This is a genomic window from Dermabacter sp. HMSC06F07, from assembly GCF_001807345.1.
GTDB lineage: Bacteria > Actinomycetota > Actinomycetes > Actinomycetales > Dermabacteraceae > Dermabacter > Dermabacter hominis.
This window is the reverse complement of sequence record NZ_KV788583.1, coordinates 56,167-72,629: the sequence shown is the minus strand read 5'-3', so window position 1 is coordinate 72,629 and position 16,463 is coordinate 56,167. Positions and strand designations below refer to the sequence as shown.

The 16,463-nt window shown below is 63.8% G+C and carries 14 protein-coding genes; 7 read left to right on the top strand and 7 right to left on the bottom strand.

Annotated elements, in window-relative coordinates:
• Positions 1 to 603, top strand: coding sequence for a GNAT family N-acetyltransferase (locus HMPREF3157_RS04835; RefSeq protein ID WP_083288070.1), 603 nt, complete (start codon positions 1 to 3; stop codon positions 601 to 603).
• Between the two features lie 33 nt (positions 604 to 636).
• On the opposite strand, the gene HMPREF3157_RS04830 is transcribed toward HMPREF3157_RS04835, so the two are convergent.
• From HMPREF3157_RS04830 to HMPREF3157_RS04810, 5 genes are read right to left on the bottom strand one after another with little or no spacing between them, the layout of a single operon-like run.
• Positions 637 to 2,187, bottom strand: coding sequence for a PhnE/PtxC family ABC transporter permease (locus HMPREF3157_RS04830; protein WP_070435680.1), 1,551 nt, complete (start codon positions 2,185 to 2,187; stop codon positions 637 to 639).
• A complete protein-coding gene (locus tag HMPREF3157_RS04825; protein WP_070435679.1) occupies positions 2,184 to 2,939 on the bottom strand; it encodes a phosphonate ABC transporter ATP-binding protein in 756 nt (251 codons plus the stop codon). The genes HMPREF3157_RS04830 and HMPREF3157_RS04825 overlap by 4 nt, the downstream gene beginning before the upstream one ends.
• Position 2,940: 1 nt before the next feature.
• Positions 2,941 to 3,840 (bottom strand): putative selenate ABC transporter substrate-binding protein, encoded by a 900-nt coding sequence (locus HMPREF3157_RS04820; RefSeq protein ID WP_246816522.1) that lies wholly within the window; start codon positions 3,838 to 3,840, stop codon positions 2,941 to 2,943.
• Between the two features lie 34 nt (positions 3,841 to 3,874).
• Positions 3,875 to 4,987, bottom strand: a complete 1,113-nt coding sequence (locus HMPREF3157_RS04815) for an FUSC family protein (protein WP_141740624.1) — start codon at positions 4,985 to 4,987, stop codon at positions 3,875 to 3,877.
• A gap of 53 nt (positions 4,988 to 5,040) precedes the next feature.
• Positions 5,041 to 5,619 (bottom strand): manganese efflux pump MntP, encoded by a 579-nt coding sequence (locus tag HMPREF3157_RS04810; RefSeq protein ID WP_016663491.1) that lies wholly within the window; start codon positions 5,617 to 5,619, stop codon positions 5,041 to 5,043.
• Positions 5,620 to 5,758: 139 nt separating this feature from the next.
• Between HMPREF3157_RS04810 and HMPREF3157_RS04805 the strand changes: the two genes are divergently transcribed.
• Positions 5,759 to 6,439 carry a metal-dependent transcriptional regulator gene (locus tag HMPREF3157_RS04805; protein ID WP_070435677.1) on the top strand — a complete coding sequence of 227 codons (681 nt, stop codon included), beginning with the start codon at positions 5,759 to 5,761 and terminating at the stop codon, positions 6,437 to 6,439.
• 28 nt (positions 6,440 to 6,467) lie between these two features.
• On the opposite strand, the gene HMPREF3157_RS04800 is transcribed toward HMPREF3157_RS04805, so the two are convergent.
• Positions 6,468 to 6,995 (bottom strand): TetR/AcrR family transcriptional regulator, encoded by a 528-nt coding sequence (locus HMPREF3157_RS04800; protein ID WP_168161689.1) that lies wholly within the window; start codon positions 6,993 to 6,995, stop codon positions 6,468 to 6,470.
• A 211-nt stretch (positions 6,996 to 7,206) separates the two neighbouring features.
• On the opposite strand from HMPREF3157_RS04800, the gene HMPREF3157_RS04795 reads away from it, so the two are divergent.
• The 5 genes from HMPREF3157_RS04795 to HMPREF3157_RS04775 all read left to right on the top strand — a co-directional run bounded on the left by HMPREF3157_RS04795 (position 7,207) and on the right by HMPREF3157_RS04775 (position 14,908).
• Complete coding sequence (locus tag HMPREF3157_RS04795; protein ID WP_070435676.1) at positions 7,207 to 7,842, top strand: TetR/AcrR family transcriptional regulator; 636 nt, start codon at positions 7,207 to 7,209, stop codon at positions 7,840 to 7,842.
• 12 nt (positions 7,843 to 7,854) lie between these two features.
• On the top strand, positions 7,855 to 10,884 hold the full coding sequence (locus HMPREF3157_RS04790) for a YhgE/Pip domain-containing protein (protein WP_070435675.1): 3,030 nt from the start codon (positions 7,855 to 7,857) through the stop codon (positions 10,882 to 10,884).
• Positions 10,885 to 10,961: 77 nt separating this feature from the next.
• Entirely contained in the window at positions 10,962 to 12,941 is a 1,980-nt protein-coding gene (locus tag HMPREF3157_RS04785; RefSeq protein WP_070435674.1) for an HSP90 family protein, read from the top strand.
• A 9-nt stretch (positions 12,942 to 12,950) separates the two neighbouring features.
• On the top strand, positions 12,951 to 13,790 hold the full coding sequence (nadE, locus tag HMPREF3157_RS04780; protein ID WP_070435673.1) for an ammonia-dependent NAD(+) synthetase: 840 nt from the start codon (positions 12,951 to 12,953) through the stop codon (positions 13,788 to 13,790).
• Positions 13,787 to 14,908, top strand: coding sequence for a hypothetical protein (locus HMPREF3157_RS04775; RefSeq protein WP_070435672.1), 1,122 nt, complete (start codon positions 13,787 to 13,789; stop codon positions 14,906 to 14,908). Before nadE ends, HMPREF3157_RS04775 begins: the two co-directional genes overlap by 4 nt.
• 21 nt (positions 14,909 to 14,929) lie before the next feature.
• On the opposite strand, the gene HMPREF3157_RS04770 is transcribed toward HMPREF3157_RS04775, so the two are convergent.
• Complete coding sequence (locus HMPREF3157_RS04770) at positions 14,930 to 16,402, bottom strand: protein adenylyltransferase SelO (protein ID WP_070435671.1); 1,473 nt, start codon at positions 16,400 to 16,402, stop codon at positions 14,930 to 14,932.
• Positions 16,403 to 16,463: the final 61 nt, after the last annotated feature.

Sequence of the window (16,463 nt, the reverse complement as noted above, 5' to 3'; positions counted from 1 at the left end):
ATGCCCACTTCACCCCTTCGCCTCGCCGGCGACTTCGTTGTCCTCGAACCACTCTCACTCGAACATCTCGAGGGACTCAAGGACGCGGTGAACGACGGCGAACTATGGAAACTCTGGTACGCGAACATCGCGAAGCCCGCGGAAATGCGCCAGGACATCGAGAGGCGTCTCGACCTGTGCGCAGCAGGCTCGATGCTCCCCTATACCGTGATCCGCAAAGTCGACGAGGATTCCGGCTACATCGCCGGGATGACGAACGTCATCAACATCGACCGGGCGAACCGGGTCGCCGAGATCGGCGCAACCTGGTACGCGCAGAGCGTGCAGGGCACCGCGGTGAATCCGGAAGCGAAGTTCCTTCTCTTGCGCCACCTCTTTGAGGTCGAAAAGTTCCAGCGCATCGAGCTGCGCACCCACACCTTCAACAGGCACTCACGCGCGGCGATCGAAAAACTCGGCGCCACCTTTGAAGGGGTCATGCGGCGCCACCGACTTCTCAAAAACGGCACCACACGCGACACGGCGCTGTACTCGATCCTCGACCACGAGTGGCCCACCGTGCGCGCGCACCTCGAATACCGGCTCCAGCGCGCAGCGCAGTAGCCCGCCCGGGAAGAGTGGCCGACGCCTGCCCATCTACCTCCAGGCTTTGCGTGCAGAGGCGCTCACGAGATCCACGAGGATCGAGAGCACGAGCAGTGCGATGACAACGGTCAGCATCGACGAATAGTCGAAGGCCGTGCGTTCGGCTTCGAGCACGCGACCAAGCCCTCCTGCACCGACGACCCCGACCACGACGCTCTCCCGGATCGTCACCTCCCACCGGTAAAGGCTGTAGGCAGAAAAACGCCCTTTGACGAGTGGAATCACCCCATACACAGCCTCGATGAGTCGATGTGCACCCGCATAGCGCAAGGCGAGAGATGGCCGGCGGTCGACCGTTTCGAGGGCTTCTGCATAAAGGCGCCCGAGCACACCCGCGTTGTAAATTCCGAGGGCGAGGGTTCCGGGAAGCGGCCCGGGAAAGAGCACAAAGAGCAAAAGAAGCGCCCATACGGGCGGCGATGTCACGCGCACAAGCAGGAGTACGACGCGCGCGAGGGCGCCAATGAGCTCGCGGCACAGCCGCATTGCTCCGCGCTCCCTTCCGGGGGTTGCGGGCGGTGGCGTCGCAATGAATGCCATGAAGCCGCCGAGCAGTGACGCCACGGCAATCGCCGCGATCGACATCGTGACCGTCAGCGCCGAGTCGAGAAGGAGATTCGTGAACGTCGACGGCAGCGTCGGCGGAATCGCCTTCTGCGCGACACGGGTGGTTCGTTCCGCGATCCGCGAGAAGTCGAGCGAAAAAATACTCACGCGCACCTGGATGGCCGATACTATGACGAGCACAGCTATCGCGATGGCCGAGCCGCGCATGAAGCGACGCGAGGGTGCGCGCAGCTTCCGGCTCCACCACTCGCACGCGAGACCGACGATCAGCAGTGCATACATAACGGTCCACATTCGCTCGAACGCCAGACCTTGAAACGCCGTTGACAGCTCAAAGCCGAGCCCACCCACGCCGAGCATGCCGAGGATGACTGACGCTCGAAGCGAACAGTCAAGCCGGTAGAAGGCATAGGACACGAAATCCTTCCACACTCGCGGGAGCGTTCCGTAGGCAAACGCCGCGATCGCGCCCGCGCCCGCAAGGCGGAGAGCTTGGGAGGGACCCGCGGGGGTCTCGTCAATAATTTCCGCATAGACCTTGGCAGTGATCGCCCCGAAGGGGAGTCCGATCGCGAGCACACCCACGAGCGGATCCCTCCCAAGCACGAGAAGAAGCGCCACCGCCCACACCGTTTCGTGCACACCGCGCGGAAGCGCGAAGGCGAGGCGCGTTGTCAGCCACCCCGCGCGAGATCTCCACCATCCCTCGCTCATCACGACGCCGCCGAAAAAGCCGATCACGACGGCCACGACCGTGCCAAGAACCGAAAACGCGAGCGTCGTCAGCGTTGCGTCGAGAGTGCGCGAAAGATACGCGATGCTCAGATCAGGAGAGAAAGCCGCGCGCGCAAAGCGGGTAAGCGTCGGAATTCCCCCGGGTGCCAGAGCGCTCCCCGCCACGACGCTCACGCACGACACGACAATCCCGATCGCGACGGCGACACTCCACCGTCGCGCGCTGGGCGATCGAGTCATGTCTCAATCCTGTAAAGGCTTCGCGTCCGTTCGGTGTCCACTTCGGAGGCGGGAAGATCAAACTCGATGTTTCCCTCGCGCAAGCCGACGATTCGATCAGCTTCAGCGATCGCGATCGCCGGGTCATGGAGGCTCACAATGAGCGCCGCCCCCGTCTCGTCGACCACCGCGGACAGGATCGACATAACCTCACGAGCACGAGCGGGATCGAGTGCGGCGATAGGCTCATCGGCAAGGATCAGCCCGGGTCGCTGTACGAGGATGCGGGCGAGAGCGACGCGCTGCTGTTCACCGCCCGACAGAAGGCCAGTACGCGCAGAAGCGAGGTGGGCGATACCGAGTGCATCCATGGCATCCTCGGCAACCTCGCGCTCGCGAGGAAAGACGAGTGACGCGAGCGCTCGGAGACTCCCCCACCGGCCCAGGTTGCCCGCGAGAACGTTCTGGAGCACCGAAAGCGGCTCGATGAGGTGAAGCCCCTGGTGCACCGTACCGATGCTGGCTCGCACAGAGCGAAGTTCACGGCCGGAAAGTTCGGCGAGGTTCTTACCGCCGATGCGCACCGTCCCCGCACTCGGGCTCACCGCCCCCGTACACAGTCGAAGAAGGGTGCTTTTGCCCGCGCCGCTCGGACCAATGAGCGCAACCCTTTCGCCTGGGGCAACACTCACACTCCCGGCGAGAGCACGGCGCGTGCCGAAGCGAACCTCGATGTTCTCGAGGCACGCGGCGGCGTCATCGCTGCCGGACATCTCAGCCAAGAAGGTCCAGCTTCTCGGCTGCCTCTTCGATGCGCGCGTAATCTTCCGGCTTCGCGTCGATAATGCTGGCGGCCTTGTACAGTTCGAGAACGGACTTGCCAGCCTCATCCTCGTGCATCGCGAAAAGGACGTCCTTGAGGTTTTGAGCGAACCCGTCGCCGAAGTCCTTCTCCGCCTCCTCGCGAAGAATCCAGTGGTAGTCGTGGAACGTGGGTGATTCGAGGACGGCGATCACTTTGGCCGTGTCGATCGTGCCCTCTTCGAGGCGGCTCTTCCACACCTGCGAGTTCACGGCGCCGCCCTCATAGGTGCCTGCCTGGACAAGCTCGATAGTCTTGTCGTGAGAGCCCGAGAAACCAGGTTCACCAGCGAGGTCGCTCTCCTCGACGCCGGCCTCCGCAAGGAACGACGATGGCATGAGACGGCCCGAAGTCGATGTCTCCGAACCAAAGGTGAAGCGCTTGCCGGCGTACACCGAAAGCCCTGCCACGTCACTGACGGGCTCGATCCCCGAATCGGAATTGGCGATGAAAGTACTCGTGAACGTCGCGTCGATATCGCGCTGGCCGATAATCGTGACGTCCGGGCTCTGCTTCCGCGCCTGCACGCCCGTGAGACCGCCGTAAAACACGAGATCCAGGTCGCCAGTGCCGAGCTGTGCTACCGAGGCCGAATAGTCGGGGACGGCAACGTATTCGACATCCCGTTCGAGTTTTGTGGCGAGGTATTGAGCAAACGCTTCTTCGCGCTCGGTGAGCACGTCAGGATCCTGATCCGGAATCGCGCTGACGCGAAGAGGCCGCGCCGAATTTTCCGAGGATCCGCACGCGGCAATCAGTGACAGTGCAGGCAACACTGCGGCAGCCTGGATAATTTTTCGACGCGCAACCACGTGAACACTCCATCTCTTTCTAAGGACATAGATTTCACGTCATCTTATGCGACATCCACCAGCGCTCCACAAAGAGGCCGACGATGACGACGACAATGCCGACGCCCGCACCAATCGATGTTTCGACGATGCGGGGAACGAGCATCTCGTAATGCCTCGCGGGGTTCGCAAGATGCACCATGAGCAAGGCGAGCGGCGTGACGAATACGAGCCCAAATGAATAATTGCGCGTCACGAACATCTCCGCGAGGAACTGCATCGCGACGATCCACACGACTGTCTGCCACGGCTGACTCGGAAACGACATGAGGAACGCCGCGATGGCGACGCCAAGGACGGTCCCCACAACGCGGTGAAGGGCACGGTTGACCTGCCCCACGCGGCGGGTTTCTGAAAGAGGAGCCACGGCCGCCACTTGCGCCCAATATGGCGAAGGAATCATGAGCGCCGTTGAGATCGACCCCGCAATCAATGCCGCGCTCGCGAAGCGGCCCGCATCCTGTGCGTAATCGGCAACGCTCACGCGCTCCGGCACCGGCACCGGGCGGCCCGTGTTGGCCTCGCCGAGCACGTGAAAGAGCACGCTGAACGCTAAGGAAATCAGCACGCTTCCGCCGCCGAATACAAGCGGTATCCACAGCGGGAACACGTGCGGGCTCGTCGCGATAGCCGTCGCCGCAAAAACGAAGAAGAGCACGCCCCGCGGCCTCAGCGAAAAGCGAGGCACGAGGCCCGACGTCAGGGCCGCCACCATCGTGCCGACGATGACGACGATCCAGGCCCCAGGAAACGTCGGAACCAGCATCTCCGCGTGGCGCGCAGCGGTCGCGAAAACCTCGCACGCTACCAGGGCGCCTCCCGCAATGGCCTGTTGCCGCACGCGCTCGCGCGTGGGAACGAATCGGCCATAAAGCGAGCTGAAGGTGCCAAATGACGCAAAGAGTGAAAGATCAAGGCGTCCCAAGAAAAGGAGAATCACGAGGGGGACCGCAACCGAAAAGGAGATGCGCACCGCGGGGACGAACTCGCCTCGCGCCTCGCCGAGGGTCACAAAGGTCCGGGCGCTCGAGCCGACATGAACCCTCGCCTCGGCGGGAATCGCGTGCAGAAATGTCCGGCGATGACGAGAGACGCGGGGAGAAGGCACGTGCCTCAGGATAAAACCATTCGCGAGGCGCGCGCATCATCGCCCGCATCAACTCACGTTGTGAGGTGTTCGATCAAGATCTTGGCGCCCAGAGCGATGAGGACAAGGCCGCCCGCTACCGCGGCGGGAGTTCGGAATCGGGCCCCGACACGATGACCAATGATGACCGCAACGAACGACAGGGCGAAGGTGACGAGGGCGATGATCGCAGCCGCCTCAACGATGTTGACGGCGAGCATCGCGAAGGACACGCCGATCGCGGCGGCGTCGACGCTCGTGCCGATGCCCAGAAGAAGAAGTGTTTTGAGGTTGATCGCCGCTTGCTCGCCGCTAGCGTCTTCCTCCTCGACCACGAAAGCCTCACGGATCATGTGCGCGCCGATGAGCGCGAGCAGCGCGAAGGCGATCCAGTGGTCGATGGGGGCGAGCACCTGGGAGAACTGGGATGCGAGTGCCCACCCGAGCACGGGCATGAGGCCCTGAAACGCCCCGAACACGACGGCGATGAGGAGCGCCACGCGGTAGGACAACTGGCGCATGTGCACACCCTGCGTGAGAGCGGCGGCGAAGGCATCGGCGGCAAGGCCGACGCCCACGAGCAGGAGTGCGATGATGTCCACGTCTGTCAACACTTTCGCCTCGGCATGCGGTGTGTCTAGAGGAAAACGAAAGTGAGGACGTCCAAACAATTTGACGGAGAATAGCGCGCGGGCGATTCTTGACACGGGCCGTAGGGCCCTTCGCCGCCCGCCCACGAGAGGCTCACCCCGCATGAACGCCACGCCCGAACCAACCAGGGTCACCGAGGACTACCTCGCCGTCATCTGGAAGGCGAGCGAGTGGCCGGACGACGGGCACACCCCCGCAACGAGTGCGATCGCCTCCGCACTCGGGGTTTCGCTCTCGACGGTGTCAGCGCAGCTCAAACGCCTCGCGACCGACGGCCTTATCGACTACCACCCCTACGGCGCGATCGCCCTCACCGCCGAGGGCGAGACGATCGCGCGTCAGGTCGTGCGGCGACACCGGATCCTCGAAACCTTCCTCGTCGAGCACCTCGGCCTCGCGTGGGACGAGGTTCACGAGGAGGCAGACAAGCTCGAACACGCGACGAGCGACCGACTGATTGCGCGCATGGACGACATGCTCGGGCACCCCGCAGTCGACCCCCACGGCGATCCGATCCCGTGCGATATTCACGATGCGCCCGACCCCGGCGTTCCGCTCACGCGCTGCGAGAGGGGCGAGAGCGTAGTTATTTCGCGCGTCTCCGACGACAACCCGGACATCCTTCGCTACTGCGCGAAGCGCATGCTCGCCCCGGGCACCCGAATCACGATCCTCGAGGAAATGGATTCGACGGGCCTCATGAGCATCGAAGGTGGCGGGCAGCGCATCGAGTTGAGCGCTCAGATCGCGAACGCGATCAGGGCGGTTCCCGAAGCCGCTTAGGCGCGCAACCCGCGCGCTTCGGCTCGCGCTACCAGTCGCGCGACGAGCTTCGCCCTGTTCCTTTCGGAAATCGGGCGCCCGCTGAGGTGGTTATACACCCAAAGCCCAGCACTGAGAACGGATCCTCAAGTCGCTCTAAGTCGTCGTCGCTCTCGACATCCTCACTCGGGTTGAGAAGCCAGCGTTCATCAATCTCGTCCCATGCCCGCTCATAGTCACGGTGGCTCAGCGCCTGGATATTGAGAAGAATTTCTGCGAGGGGCTCTTCGCGCTCGAGGGCGACTACAAGGGCACGCTCACGTTCGGCCGGCGTGAGGTCTTCGGGGGCCTTCCCGCCGCTCACGCGGGCGAGCTCACGCTCCCACAGTTTCGCGGCGTACTGGTGAAGATCGACGAGGAGATCGTGACGAGAAGGGAAGTGATAGATGAGGCCCGACTTCGACATACCTGTGGCTGCCGCGAGCGAATCGAAGGTGAGGCCGTCAACGCAACCGGTCTCGGTGACGAGGTGGTACGCCACCTTAAGGGCGTACTCTTTCTTGCTGGATCTGGGCACGGGGGTCCTAGGGAGAAAAGGTTCAGCATTGAGGGGATGCCAATAAAGTAACAGTGTTCTGCACCGGTAAAGGCTAGGAACTACCTAACGCGAGGTATGACACATTTCTTACAAACGTAAGCCAGCGCTCTTTACATCTGTAAATCAGTGCTTTACGTTTGACCCGGTCGAAAAAACTGACACCTGTAAGAAAGAGCAGAGTCGAGGCCCCATGTCTGTCCTGTATGCCGCACGGCGTGCCCTCAGCCATCACGTCGAGGAGACGCCGATCGATCCGCGTGCTCAAAAATCGCGCGAATCGCTCATCCGCGTCATGGTCGACGCCCTCGACGAAAACCCGCAGCCCCCGAGCGTCTCCGAACTTGTTCGACGCGCCGGCGCGAGCCGCCCCACCTTCTACCAGCACTTCGGGGACATTCCCACGCTCATGCACGCCGCGGCTATGGCTCGCCTCGAAGAAGCCTTCGCGACGCTCCCCCAACAGGCGTCGGACAACCCCGACCACCCCGAAAACTGGACCCGCTCCGCCGCCGAAAGCTCTACGGCGCTCTTCACGCACCTGAGCGAGAACCGCGCGTTTTACCTCGCGGTTCTCGACGGCCCGAGCGGGCGCGCCGCCGAAAGCGAACTCACGCGCTTCCTTGCAGGGCGCATGCTCGGCATCGGCACGCTCCGCGACGCACTGACCCGTCTCACCGGTCCCCGCGCCGCGCGCTACGCCGAGTTCCTCTCGGCGGGCCTCATTTCGCAAGCTGCCAAGGACCTCCGCGACGACCTCCCGGTCACAGCGATGGTCGAAACGACAACCGACTTCCTCGCGGCCGCGACTGGCCACAAGGCCGCCTAAGGAGAACGTTTCATGTCACAGAACAATCTGAAGGCAATGCGCACGGCCAAGGCCAATTCCATCGCACGGCGCCTCCGCAGTTCCGGAAACAGCCTTTCCATCATTCGCGTCATGATCCTCGTGATCGGCGTTTCGCTCGTTCCGCTCGTGTACGCGGCGCTTCTCACGTGGTCGAACGTCGACCCCATCAACAGGCTCCACCAGGTGCCCGCCGCCGTCGTCAACCTCGACAAGGGCAACACCGACCCCGACCTCGACCTCGGCGACGAGCTGACCGATGAACTCCTCGATTCGACCTCGAACAACAACCTCGACTGGACGGAAATGTCCGAGTCGCGCGCCAACAAGGCGCTCCAGGACGGCGAGATCTACGCGGTCTTGAGAATCCCCGAGAACTTCAGCACCAACGTCGCCTCTGTTGGAAACGACGACCCCTCGACGGCCGCGAAAGCCGAACTCTCAATCACGACCAACGACGCGAAAAATATGATCTCGGGCAACCTCGCCCAGAGCATCCTCACGAAGGTCACGGATTCGCTCAACGAAAAGGTGAGCGACGAGTACCTCCACAACATCTACGCGGGCTTCAACGATATGCACGACTCGCTCTCGGATGCCGAGGACGGCGCCGGGCAGCTCGCCGACGGCTCTTCTGACGCAAAAGACGGCGCCGACAAGCTCGCCGACGGCACCGCGAACGCGAAGGATGGTTCCGGTCAGCTCGTGGACGGAACGGCTGCAGCGAAGGACGGCACTGCCCAGCTTGCCGACGGCACCACGACCGCGAAAGACGGCTCCGGCAAGCTCGTCGTGGGTCTCGGCGACCTCAAGGACGGCACCGTCACCCTCGCGAACGGCGCGAACACCCTCGCGAATGGCACAACTCAGCTCAAGGATGCGACGGGGCGCGCCGCGGTTGGCGCAGGCGATCTCGCGAACGGCGTGGGCCGGCTGGATTCGGCCGCGGGTCAACTTTCCGACGGTGCCTCGCAGGTCAACAACGGCGCGATTCGCCTGCGTGACGGCCTCACGGACGCCCAGGATGGCTCCGCGAAACTTGCCGAGGGCTTGAACGAACTGAACTCAAAGACTTCGATCCTCCCCGGAGCGGTCGCGGAGCTCAAGAAGGGCTCGGCGGCCCTCGCCGATGGCTCCGAGCTCATCGCCGAACGCATGGAGGACCTGAGCGATCGTGGGCCCGCGATCGTTGATGACCTGCACAAGGTCAAGGACAAGACTCGCGGCGCGCACGACGAGGCCGTCGAACTCAAGAAACTCACGGTCGAAGACGTCGAGGGCACCGAAGACTACGCGGAATCGCTCGCGGACATTCAAGAACACTGGGACGAGATGGATCCCGAGCAGCAAAAGCTCGCGATCGATGGTCTCAAGAGCGGCGCCGATCAGATTGCGGAACGCTCTCGCAAGATCAACGCTGGCGTGAGCGACCTCGACCTCAAGATCATCGTTCCCCTCGACGTTGCCGCGCACGCACTCGATAACAAGGTCAACGAACTTCCCGCACTCTTCGACCACGCGGCTGAGAAGTCCCGAGAAGTCGCCGACAAATTCAAGAGACTCGACGACGGAGTAGGCGAGCTCGACGCGAAATCGACCGAGCTCGTGGATGGCATCAACCAGCTCGCGACCGGCGCAAACACGCTCGATGACGGCCTCGGGAAGCTCTCGAATGGTGCCGGCGACCTGACAAACGGCACGGGTCGTTTGGCGGATGGCACGAGCCAACTCAAGGACGGAACGGGCACGGCGTACGCGGGCGCTTCGACCCTCGCCGACGGCGCCTCGAAGCTCGACGCCGCGAGCGGAAAACTCAACGACGGCGCACAGCGCCTCGCGACGGGCTCGAGTGACCTCACAACCGGCGCAGGCAAGCTTCAGGACGGCGCCATAAAGCTCGATGGCGGCATCGGCAAGCTCAACGATGGCGCCGTGAAGCTCCACGACGGCTCCATAAAACTCAATGACGGCGCCGTGAAGCTCAACAATGGCCTCGGCAAACTCAATGACGGCGCGACCGAACTCGGCGGCGGCCTCGGCAAACTCAAGGACGGCGCGAATGAGCTCCACGACGGCCTTGCCGATGGTGTCGCGCAAGTGCCGAATTACTCCACGTCTGAGAAGGATCATCTCGCGAGCGTTGCCTCTCAGCAGGTAGACCTGTCGAAGCACCGCCTGCACGAGGTTGAAAGCTACGGCTACGGCCTTGGCCCGTACTTCATGACGCTTTCGCTATGGATCGGCGCGCTCGCGTTCTTCCTGGTGTTCCCGGCCCTGAGCGGTCGCCGCGTGGGCAGCAACATGCCTGCCGCAATGGTCGCCCTCGCGAGCTACCTTCCGGGTGCCTTGGTGAGCGTGCTTCAGTCGGTGCTCATGGTTTCGACCGTGCACTTCCTCGTGGGGATCGACATGATGCGTCTTGGCCAGGCGTTCCTTATTTCGTTCATCGCCTCGCTCACGTTCATGGCTCTCAACCAGGCACTCGTCGCGTGCTTTGGCCCCGTGGGGCGCTTCATGTCGCTCATCTTCACGGTGCTTCAGCTCGCGTCGGCGGGCGCTACGTACCCGATCGAGACGACTCCGAAGTTCTTCCAGATCATCAGCCCGTACCTGCCCTTCACGTCGGTCGTGAACGCATTGAGAGTCGCGATCGCGGGCGGCTCGATCAACTTCGCCCACCTCATTTGGGTCATGGTTGCCTACTCGGCGATCGCCCTCGTGATGCTCTTGTTCGGTATCCGTGCGAAGCGCCGGGTGGAGAAAATCAAGAAGAAGCTTCACGACCGTGTCGAGAGCGCGGCTCAGGACGAAGCGTCGGCTGGAGAGGGTGCAGAAGGCGCTGAGGAGTCCGACGGTTCTTCGGATACGGAGGATGCTCCGCAGCCCGGTGATGCTGAGAGCGCCGAGGACACGGAGGACACCGAGCAGTCCGCGGATGCTGAGGAGCAGCAGGACGCTGGTGAGGCGACCGAATCCGAAACGCTCGAGAGCGATGAGGATTCGGCACCCAGGGAGAAGGCCTGACGGGCACCGGGCGCGAGTTATCCACAATCGGGGGTCCGACGCCTGCCAAGGCACACCTGTTTCCGTAGGATCAAAGCATGACGCTTCCCTCCCATCCGTTTCAGGTCAATCTTCACGCGGTCGTCGAGCTTCTGAGCACGCACATCTACTCGAATCCGCGCGTGTTCCTGCGCGAGCTCATTCAGAACGCTCGCGATGCGATCATGACGCGCATCGAGGCGGGCACGCTGACCCTCGATGATGCCCTCATCCAGGTGACGCCCGTGGGCCCCGAATCTGGCGAGCTCGTTGTCACCGATAACGGCGCGGGCATGCACCGCGAGGAAATGGCGGAGCTCCTCTCGACCGTCGGCCAATCGAGCAAGCGGGACATTTTCGACTTGCCTCGCACGGATCGGCTGGGGCAGTTCGGCATCGGGCTGCTGAGCTGCTTCATGGTGAGTGATGAAATCGTGGTCGAAACCCGCCCCGCCTCCGGTGGGGAGGCGAGCCGTTGGGTGGGCCGCAGCGACGGCACGTTTACGCTCGAATCTCTCGAGGGTTCGGCCGGCTCTCACGTCACGGTCGGCACGAGCGTGCGGCTCACTCCCCGGCCCGATGCTCTCGAGCTCACGTCATACGTCCGCGTGTGGGAGCTCGCGACCACGTTCGCGGAGTTCCTCCCCGTGACGCTCGAGGTCTGCGGGCCGCGTGGAACCGAGCGTTTCGTCAACCGCACCCCGTTTTTCACCCGTCACCTCTCCCCCGGGGTGCTCCCCTCGGCGGCAGATGCTCCCGTGGAGGGCAGCGAAGATGACCTTCACACTTGGGCCCTCGAGCGGGATCTCGAGCACCTCGCCGAGTACGGAACTGAACTTCTCGGTGCACAACCCCTCGACATAATCGACATTTCCGTTCCCGAAACGGGCACGCGAGGAACCGCTTTCGTCCTTCCCGCCTCTCCCTCCCCCGGCGCGCGGCAGGCCACGCGCGCCTACATGGGCGGGCTTCTCGTCTCCGAAGCCCTCCCCGATCTCCTGCCCGAATGGGCTTTTTTCGTGCGAGTCGTTCTCGATTCCACGGGGCTGACCCCCACCGCCTCGCGTGAGAGTTTCGTCAACGATGAGGCGCTCGCGGTCACGAAGCGCGCGATTGCCTCGACCTTGCGGGCCTGGATCCTCTCGCTTGCGGAGAGCGATCCGCGCGGCCTCCAGCGTTTCCTTGCCATCCACGACTTGGCCCTGCGCTCCCTCGCCGTTCACGATGTGGAGCTCGCGCGGATCGTGCTGCCTCATTTCACGTTCGAGACGAACCAGGGGCGCATGCTCGTGAGCGAAATCGTCGAGGCGAACCCGCGTGTGCGCTACGCCGAAACAACGGAGGAATTCCGCCAGCTCGCGGGCGTGGTCCCGAGCGACCAGGTCGTCGTCAATGCCGGCTACGTATACGAAAAAGATCTCATGCGGATGCTCGGCGAGACTATTGCGTCCGCGAGCGCCGCGCCCATCACCCTTGGCGATGTGATCGCGCAGTTCGGGGCGGTGTTCGGTCCCGACAAAGAGGCCGCCGAACGCGTGCGCGCATTCGCCGAAACCGCGTTGTTTGGTCTCGATTGCGACGTTCAGGTGCGCGCGTTTACTCCCGAGGATGTCCCGGCCCTCTACGTCGTTGATCCCGATGTTTTGAGGGGCATGGAGCTGCGCCGCCTTGAGGAATCGACGAGCGGTTTCTGGGGAGATCTCATGCGTGAGGTCACGGCCTCCTCACCGGAAAGGGAGCGTGCGCCGAAAGGCCCAGACTCGAGTCTGCCCACCCTTGCCACGCTCGTTCTCAACTGGAATAGCCCCCTCGTGAAGATGCTCGCGGGCATCGAGGGCGAGGATCAGGTGGTGGCCTCGCGAACGGTGCGGCTCATCTACGTGCAGGCGATGCTCGCGGGGCACAACCCGCTGAGGCCCGCGGATCGCGCGATCCTCAACGAGTCCCTTTCCGACATGCTCGCGCTTTCCACGAATCTCATGCGGCGCGATCTCTCGATCGAGGATTTTCTCGAACCGGGCGAAGGCACCGAAAGTTAGGCTGGGACCATGCGCGAACTCCAAGCATCGATTATCAACGAGATGGGCGTGAAGCCCCAGATCGACCCTGCGGCAGAGGTCGAACGCCGCGTCGCTTTCCTGACCGAGTACCTGCGTTCGACCGGCGCGAACGGCTTTGTGCTCGGCATTAGCGGCGGCGTCGATTCGACTCTCGCGGGCCGCCTCGCTCAGCTCGCGGTTCAGAAGGTGCGTGCCGAGGGCGGCGACGCTCATTTCATCGCGGTGCGCCTGCCCCACGGGGTGCAGCACGATGAGGCCGATGCGGCCGCGGCAATGGAGTGGATCGGCGCGGACCGCGAGATGACCATCAACATCAAAGGCGCTGCGGATGCACTTCGCCAAGAGTTTGCGTCTGCGGCGGGGCATGAGACGAGCGACTTCAACGCGGGCAACATCAAGGCGCGCCTGCGCATGGTCGCTCAGTACGCGATCGGCGGTGACGAAGGGCTCCTCGTGATCGGCACCGACCACGCCGCCGAGTCCACGGTCGGGTTCTTTACGAAATTTGGCGACGGTGGCGCGGACATCCTTCCTCTCTACGGGCTCAACAAGCGCCAGATCCGCTCGCTACTCGAGCATCTGGGCGCACCGGATCCGCTCTGGACCAAGGTGCCGACCGCCGACCTGCTCGATGGCAACCCCGGGCGCACGGACGAGGACGAGCTCGGCGTGAGCTACGACGACATCGACGACTACCTCGAAGGCCGCGACATCCCCGCGCCCTCTGCAGAGAACATTGAGCGCCGCTATCTCTCGTCCCGCCACAAGCGCACAACGCCCGTGACCATCACCGACACGTGGTGGAAGGGCACCCCGGAGTCGCGATGAGCGAAACAGAGACCTTCGAAAGCCTCGCGCGCCGCTTCGACTCCCCCGCGCCCATGCCGCCCAGGGAGCGGTGGGAGATCGGCAAGCGCGCCGAGCGGCTCGCGGAGGAGCGAGGCGATAAGCGAGCCCTGTACGAGATCCGCATGAGGCTCGTAGGTTTCGCCTTCCAGGCAGCCGAGGCCACGGAGCAACTCACGCTGTTCCTGTGGTGCGCGCACATGCACGATTCCGATCCCACTCGCTACCCCGTGCGTCCTCTCGAGACTCAGCCGGACGTCGACCTCCTGTGGTGGTACAAGTGGCTCACGGTCATGCTTCTGAGCTACCCCCAGTACTCGCTTTCCCAGGTGCGTTCCGCGCTCGACATGATGCGCGCCGCCTATCAACGCGAAGGAGCCGGAGAAGCCGGAATCCTGTGGGCTGAACTCTCTTTCGCGCTCGAGACGGGCAATGTCGACGAAGCCCGCGAGGTTCTCACTCGCATCAAGGCGTGCCCTCCCGACGAATACTCCAATTGCGACGCGTGCGCGAGGGCGCAGGAAGCCACGATTTTGTGGCAGATCGACGAGCCGGAGGCAGCACTTCGCCTCGTGGACGAAATCCTCGACCGGGGCTACGAGTGCGCGGAAGAGCCCCAGTCGATCGCCTCGGAGGCGTTGTTCGCGTTCGCGCGCGCCGGGAGGCTTCCCGAGGCCGCGGCACTCGCGGAGTTTTCGTACCCGCTGATCATGTCCTCACCGATGCATCTCAGCCACCAGATCGACCACATGCTGTTCCTTCTCGCGACGGGCAATGTGCGCATGGCGGCGATGTTCTTCGTGCGCCACTTGCCGAACGTACGCCACGAGGGTCTCGCCCCGAGCATGTACCTTGCGGCGCTCAAGCAGTTAATCGTGGTGGCGAGCGAGCTTACGCGCGCCGGGTACGGCGCGATGGCGATCGAGGGTCTCAACGGCGAAGACACAACCGTCGAGGAGTTCATTGAAGCGGCGCGCAGCACGGCGCTTCCCCTTGCCGAAGCGTTCGATAAGCGCGATGGCACGAATGACCGCGCCGTCTCGGTCACCGAGGCAGGCCGCACTCCGCTCGAGCGCTTCTCGTTCGAACTCGGCGGCTGAATCGATCCTCGGGAAAGCGGCTCACGTCCCGCAGAAGCTCGTGAAGAATCGAGCGTGAGCCGGTGGCGCCTCGAGGTCCTCGAATCCGTCGCGGCGCGTCCACGGGTCGCGAATCGCGGCAAGGAGGCGCTCGAATTTTCCCCGCTCGCCGCGCTCGACGTCGCGCAGTGCTGCCTCGACGTGGTGGTTGCGGGGAATGTAGATCGGGTTCGTCTCGCGCATGAGCGCCTCCGCGCGCTCGAGGCTCGTTCCCCCGCGCGAGCGAAGCTCCTCGAGTTCAGCTCGCCACGCGCTGCCCGCGGCAAACTCTCCGTCGATGCTTTTTCCTTCGGCGAGGGCCCTGAAAAACAGGGTGAAGTCCATGTGCTCGCGCTCGAGGGACTCGAGGGTGTTCGCAACGAACTGCGCCAACGCGACGTCCGGTTCCGCCTCGATTCCGAGCTTTCGCGCGAACACTCGCGTGAAGGCAGCGCGGTACTCCTCCTCAAACTCCGCTAGTACCGCACTCGCGTCGTTGATCGCGCGCTGCGGATCCGGGTCGATGAGGTCGAGCAGGGCTTCGGCGAAGCGCGCGAGGTTCCACTGCGTAATGGCCGGCTGCTGGTCGTAGGCGTAGCGGCCGCCGGTGTCGATCGAGCTGAAGCACGCCCCGGCCTCGTACCGATCGAGGAAGGCACACGGCCCAAAGTCGATCGATTCGCCCGCAACGCTGACGTTGTCGGTATTGAGAACGCCGTGCACGACCCCCACCCCCATCCACTGGGCCACGAGCCGAGCCTGGCGTGCGGCAACGCCGCGAAGGAGAGCAAGGGCAGGCCTCCGGCGAGCGTCGGCACTCTCTTCCCATCCGGGGTAGTGCCGATCGAGGACGAATCGCACGAGCGTGTCGCGCGTATCAGCCGCGATTGCTCCCTGATCGCCCGCGATCTTCACGAACTGAAAGGTGCCCACGCGAACGTGGCTTGCAGCCGTGCGCACGAGGATCCCCGCGGGTTCCGGCTCGGGTGCGCGGCGCCTGATCCGCTCCCCCGTCTCGAGAACCGCGAGCGCGCGGCTCGTGGGAATGCCGAGGGCGTCAAGCGCCTCCGAGATGAGGTATTCGCGATACATCGCGCTGAGCGGCGCCTTGCCGTCCGATCCAGGGCGCGAGAACGGCGTGAGCCCGCTGCCCTTAAGGTGCACGTCCACGATCGCATCGCCACAGGTCAGCTCGCCCATGAGGTGGGCGCGGCCGTCGCCGAGGACGGGCGAGAAGGTGCCAAACTGGTGACCCGAATACGCCATGGCGTGCGCGCTGTGCGCATTCGCAAAGCTGCGTACGAGGCTCTCGACCGCCTCGATTTCCGCCCCGGAATCAATCCCGAGCTCCCTCGCGAGCGGCGCATTCGCGGCCCCCACGCGCGTATCGGTGGGGATGCTGGGCGCGCACTCGCGCACGAGATCGGGAAACTCGCGCGCGAACTGGGTGGTCAGTGGCGGAAACTGGGAAGGCACACCACCACGCTACAGGGTCCGTTCCGACGCTTGCTCATCTAGCGTCGGACCCACGTCCGTG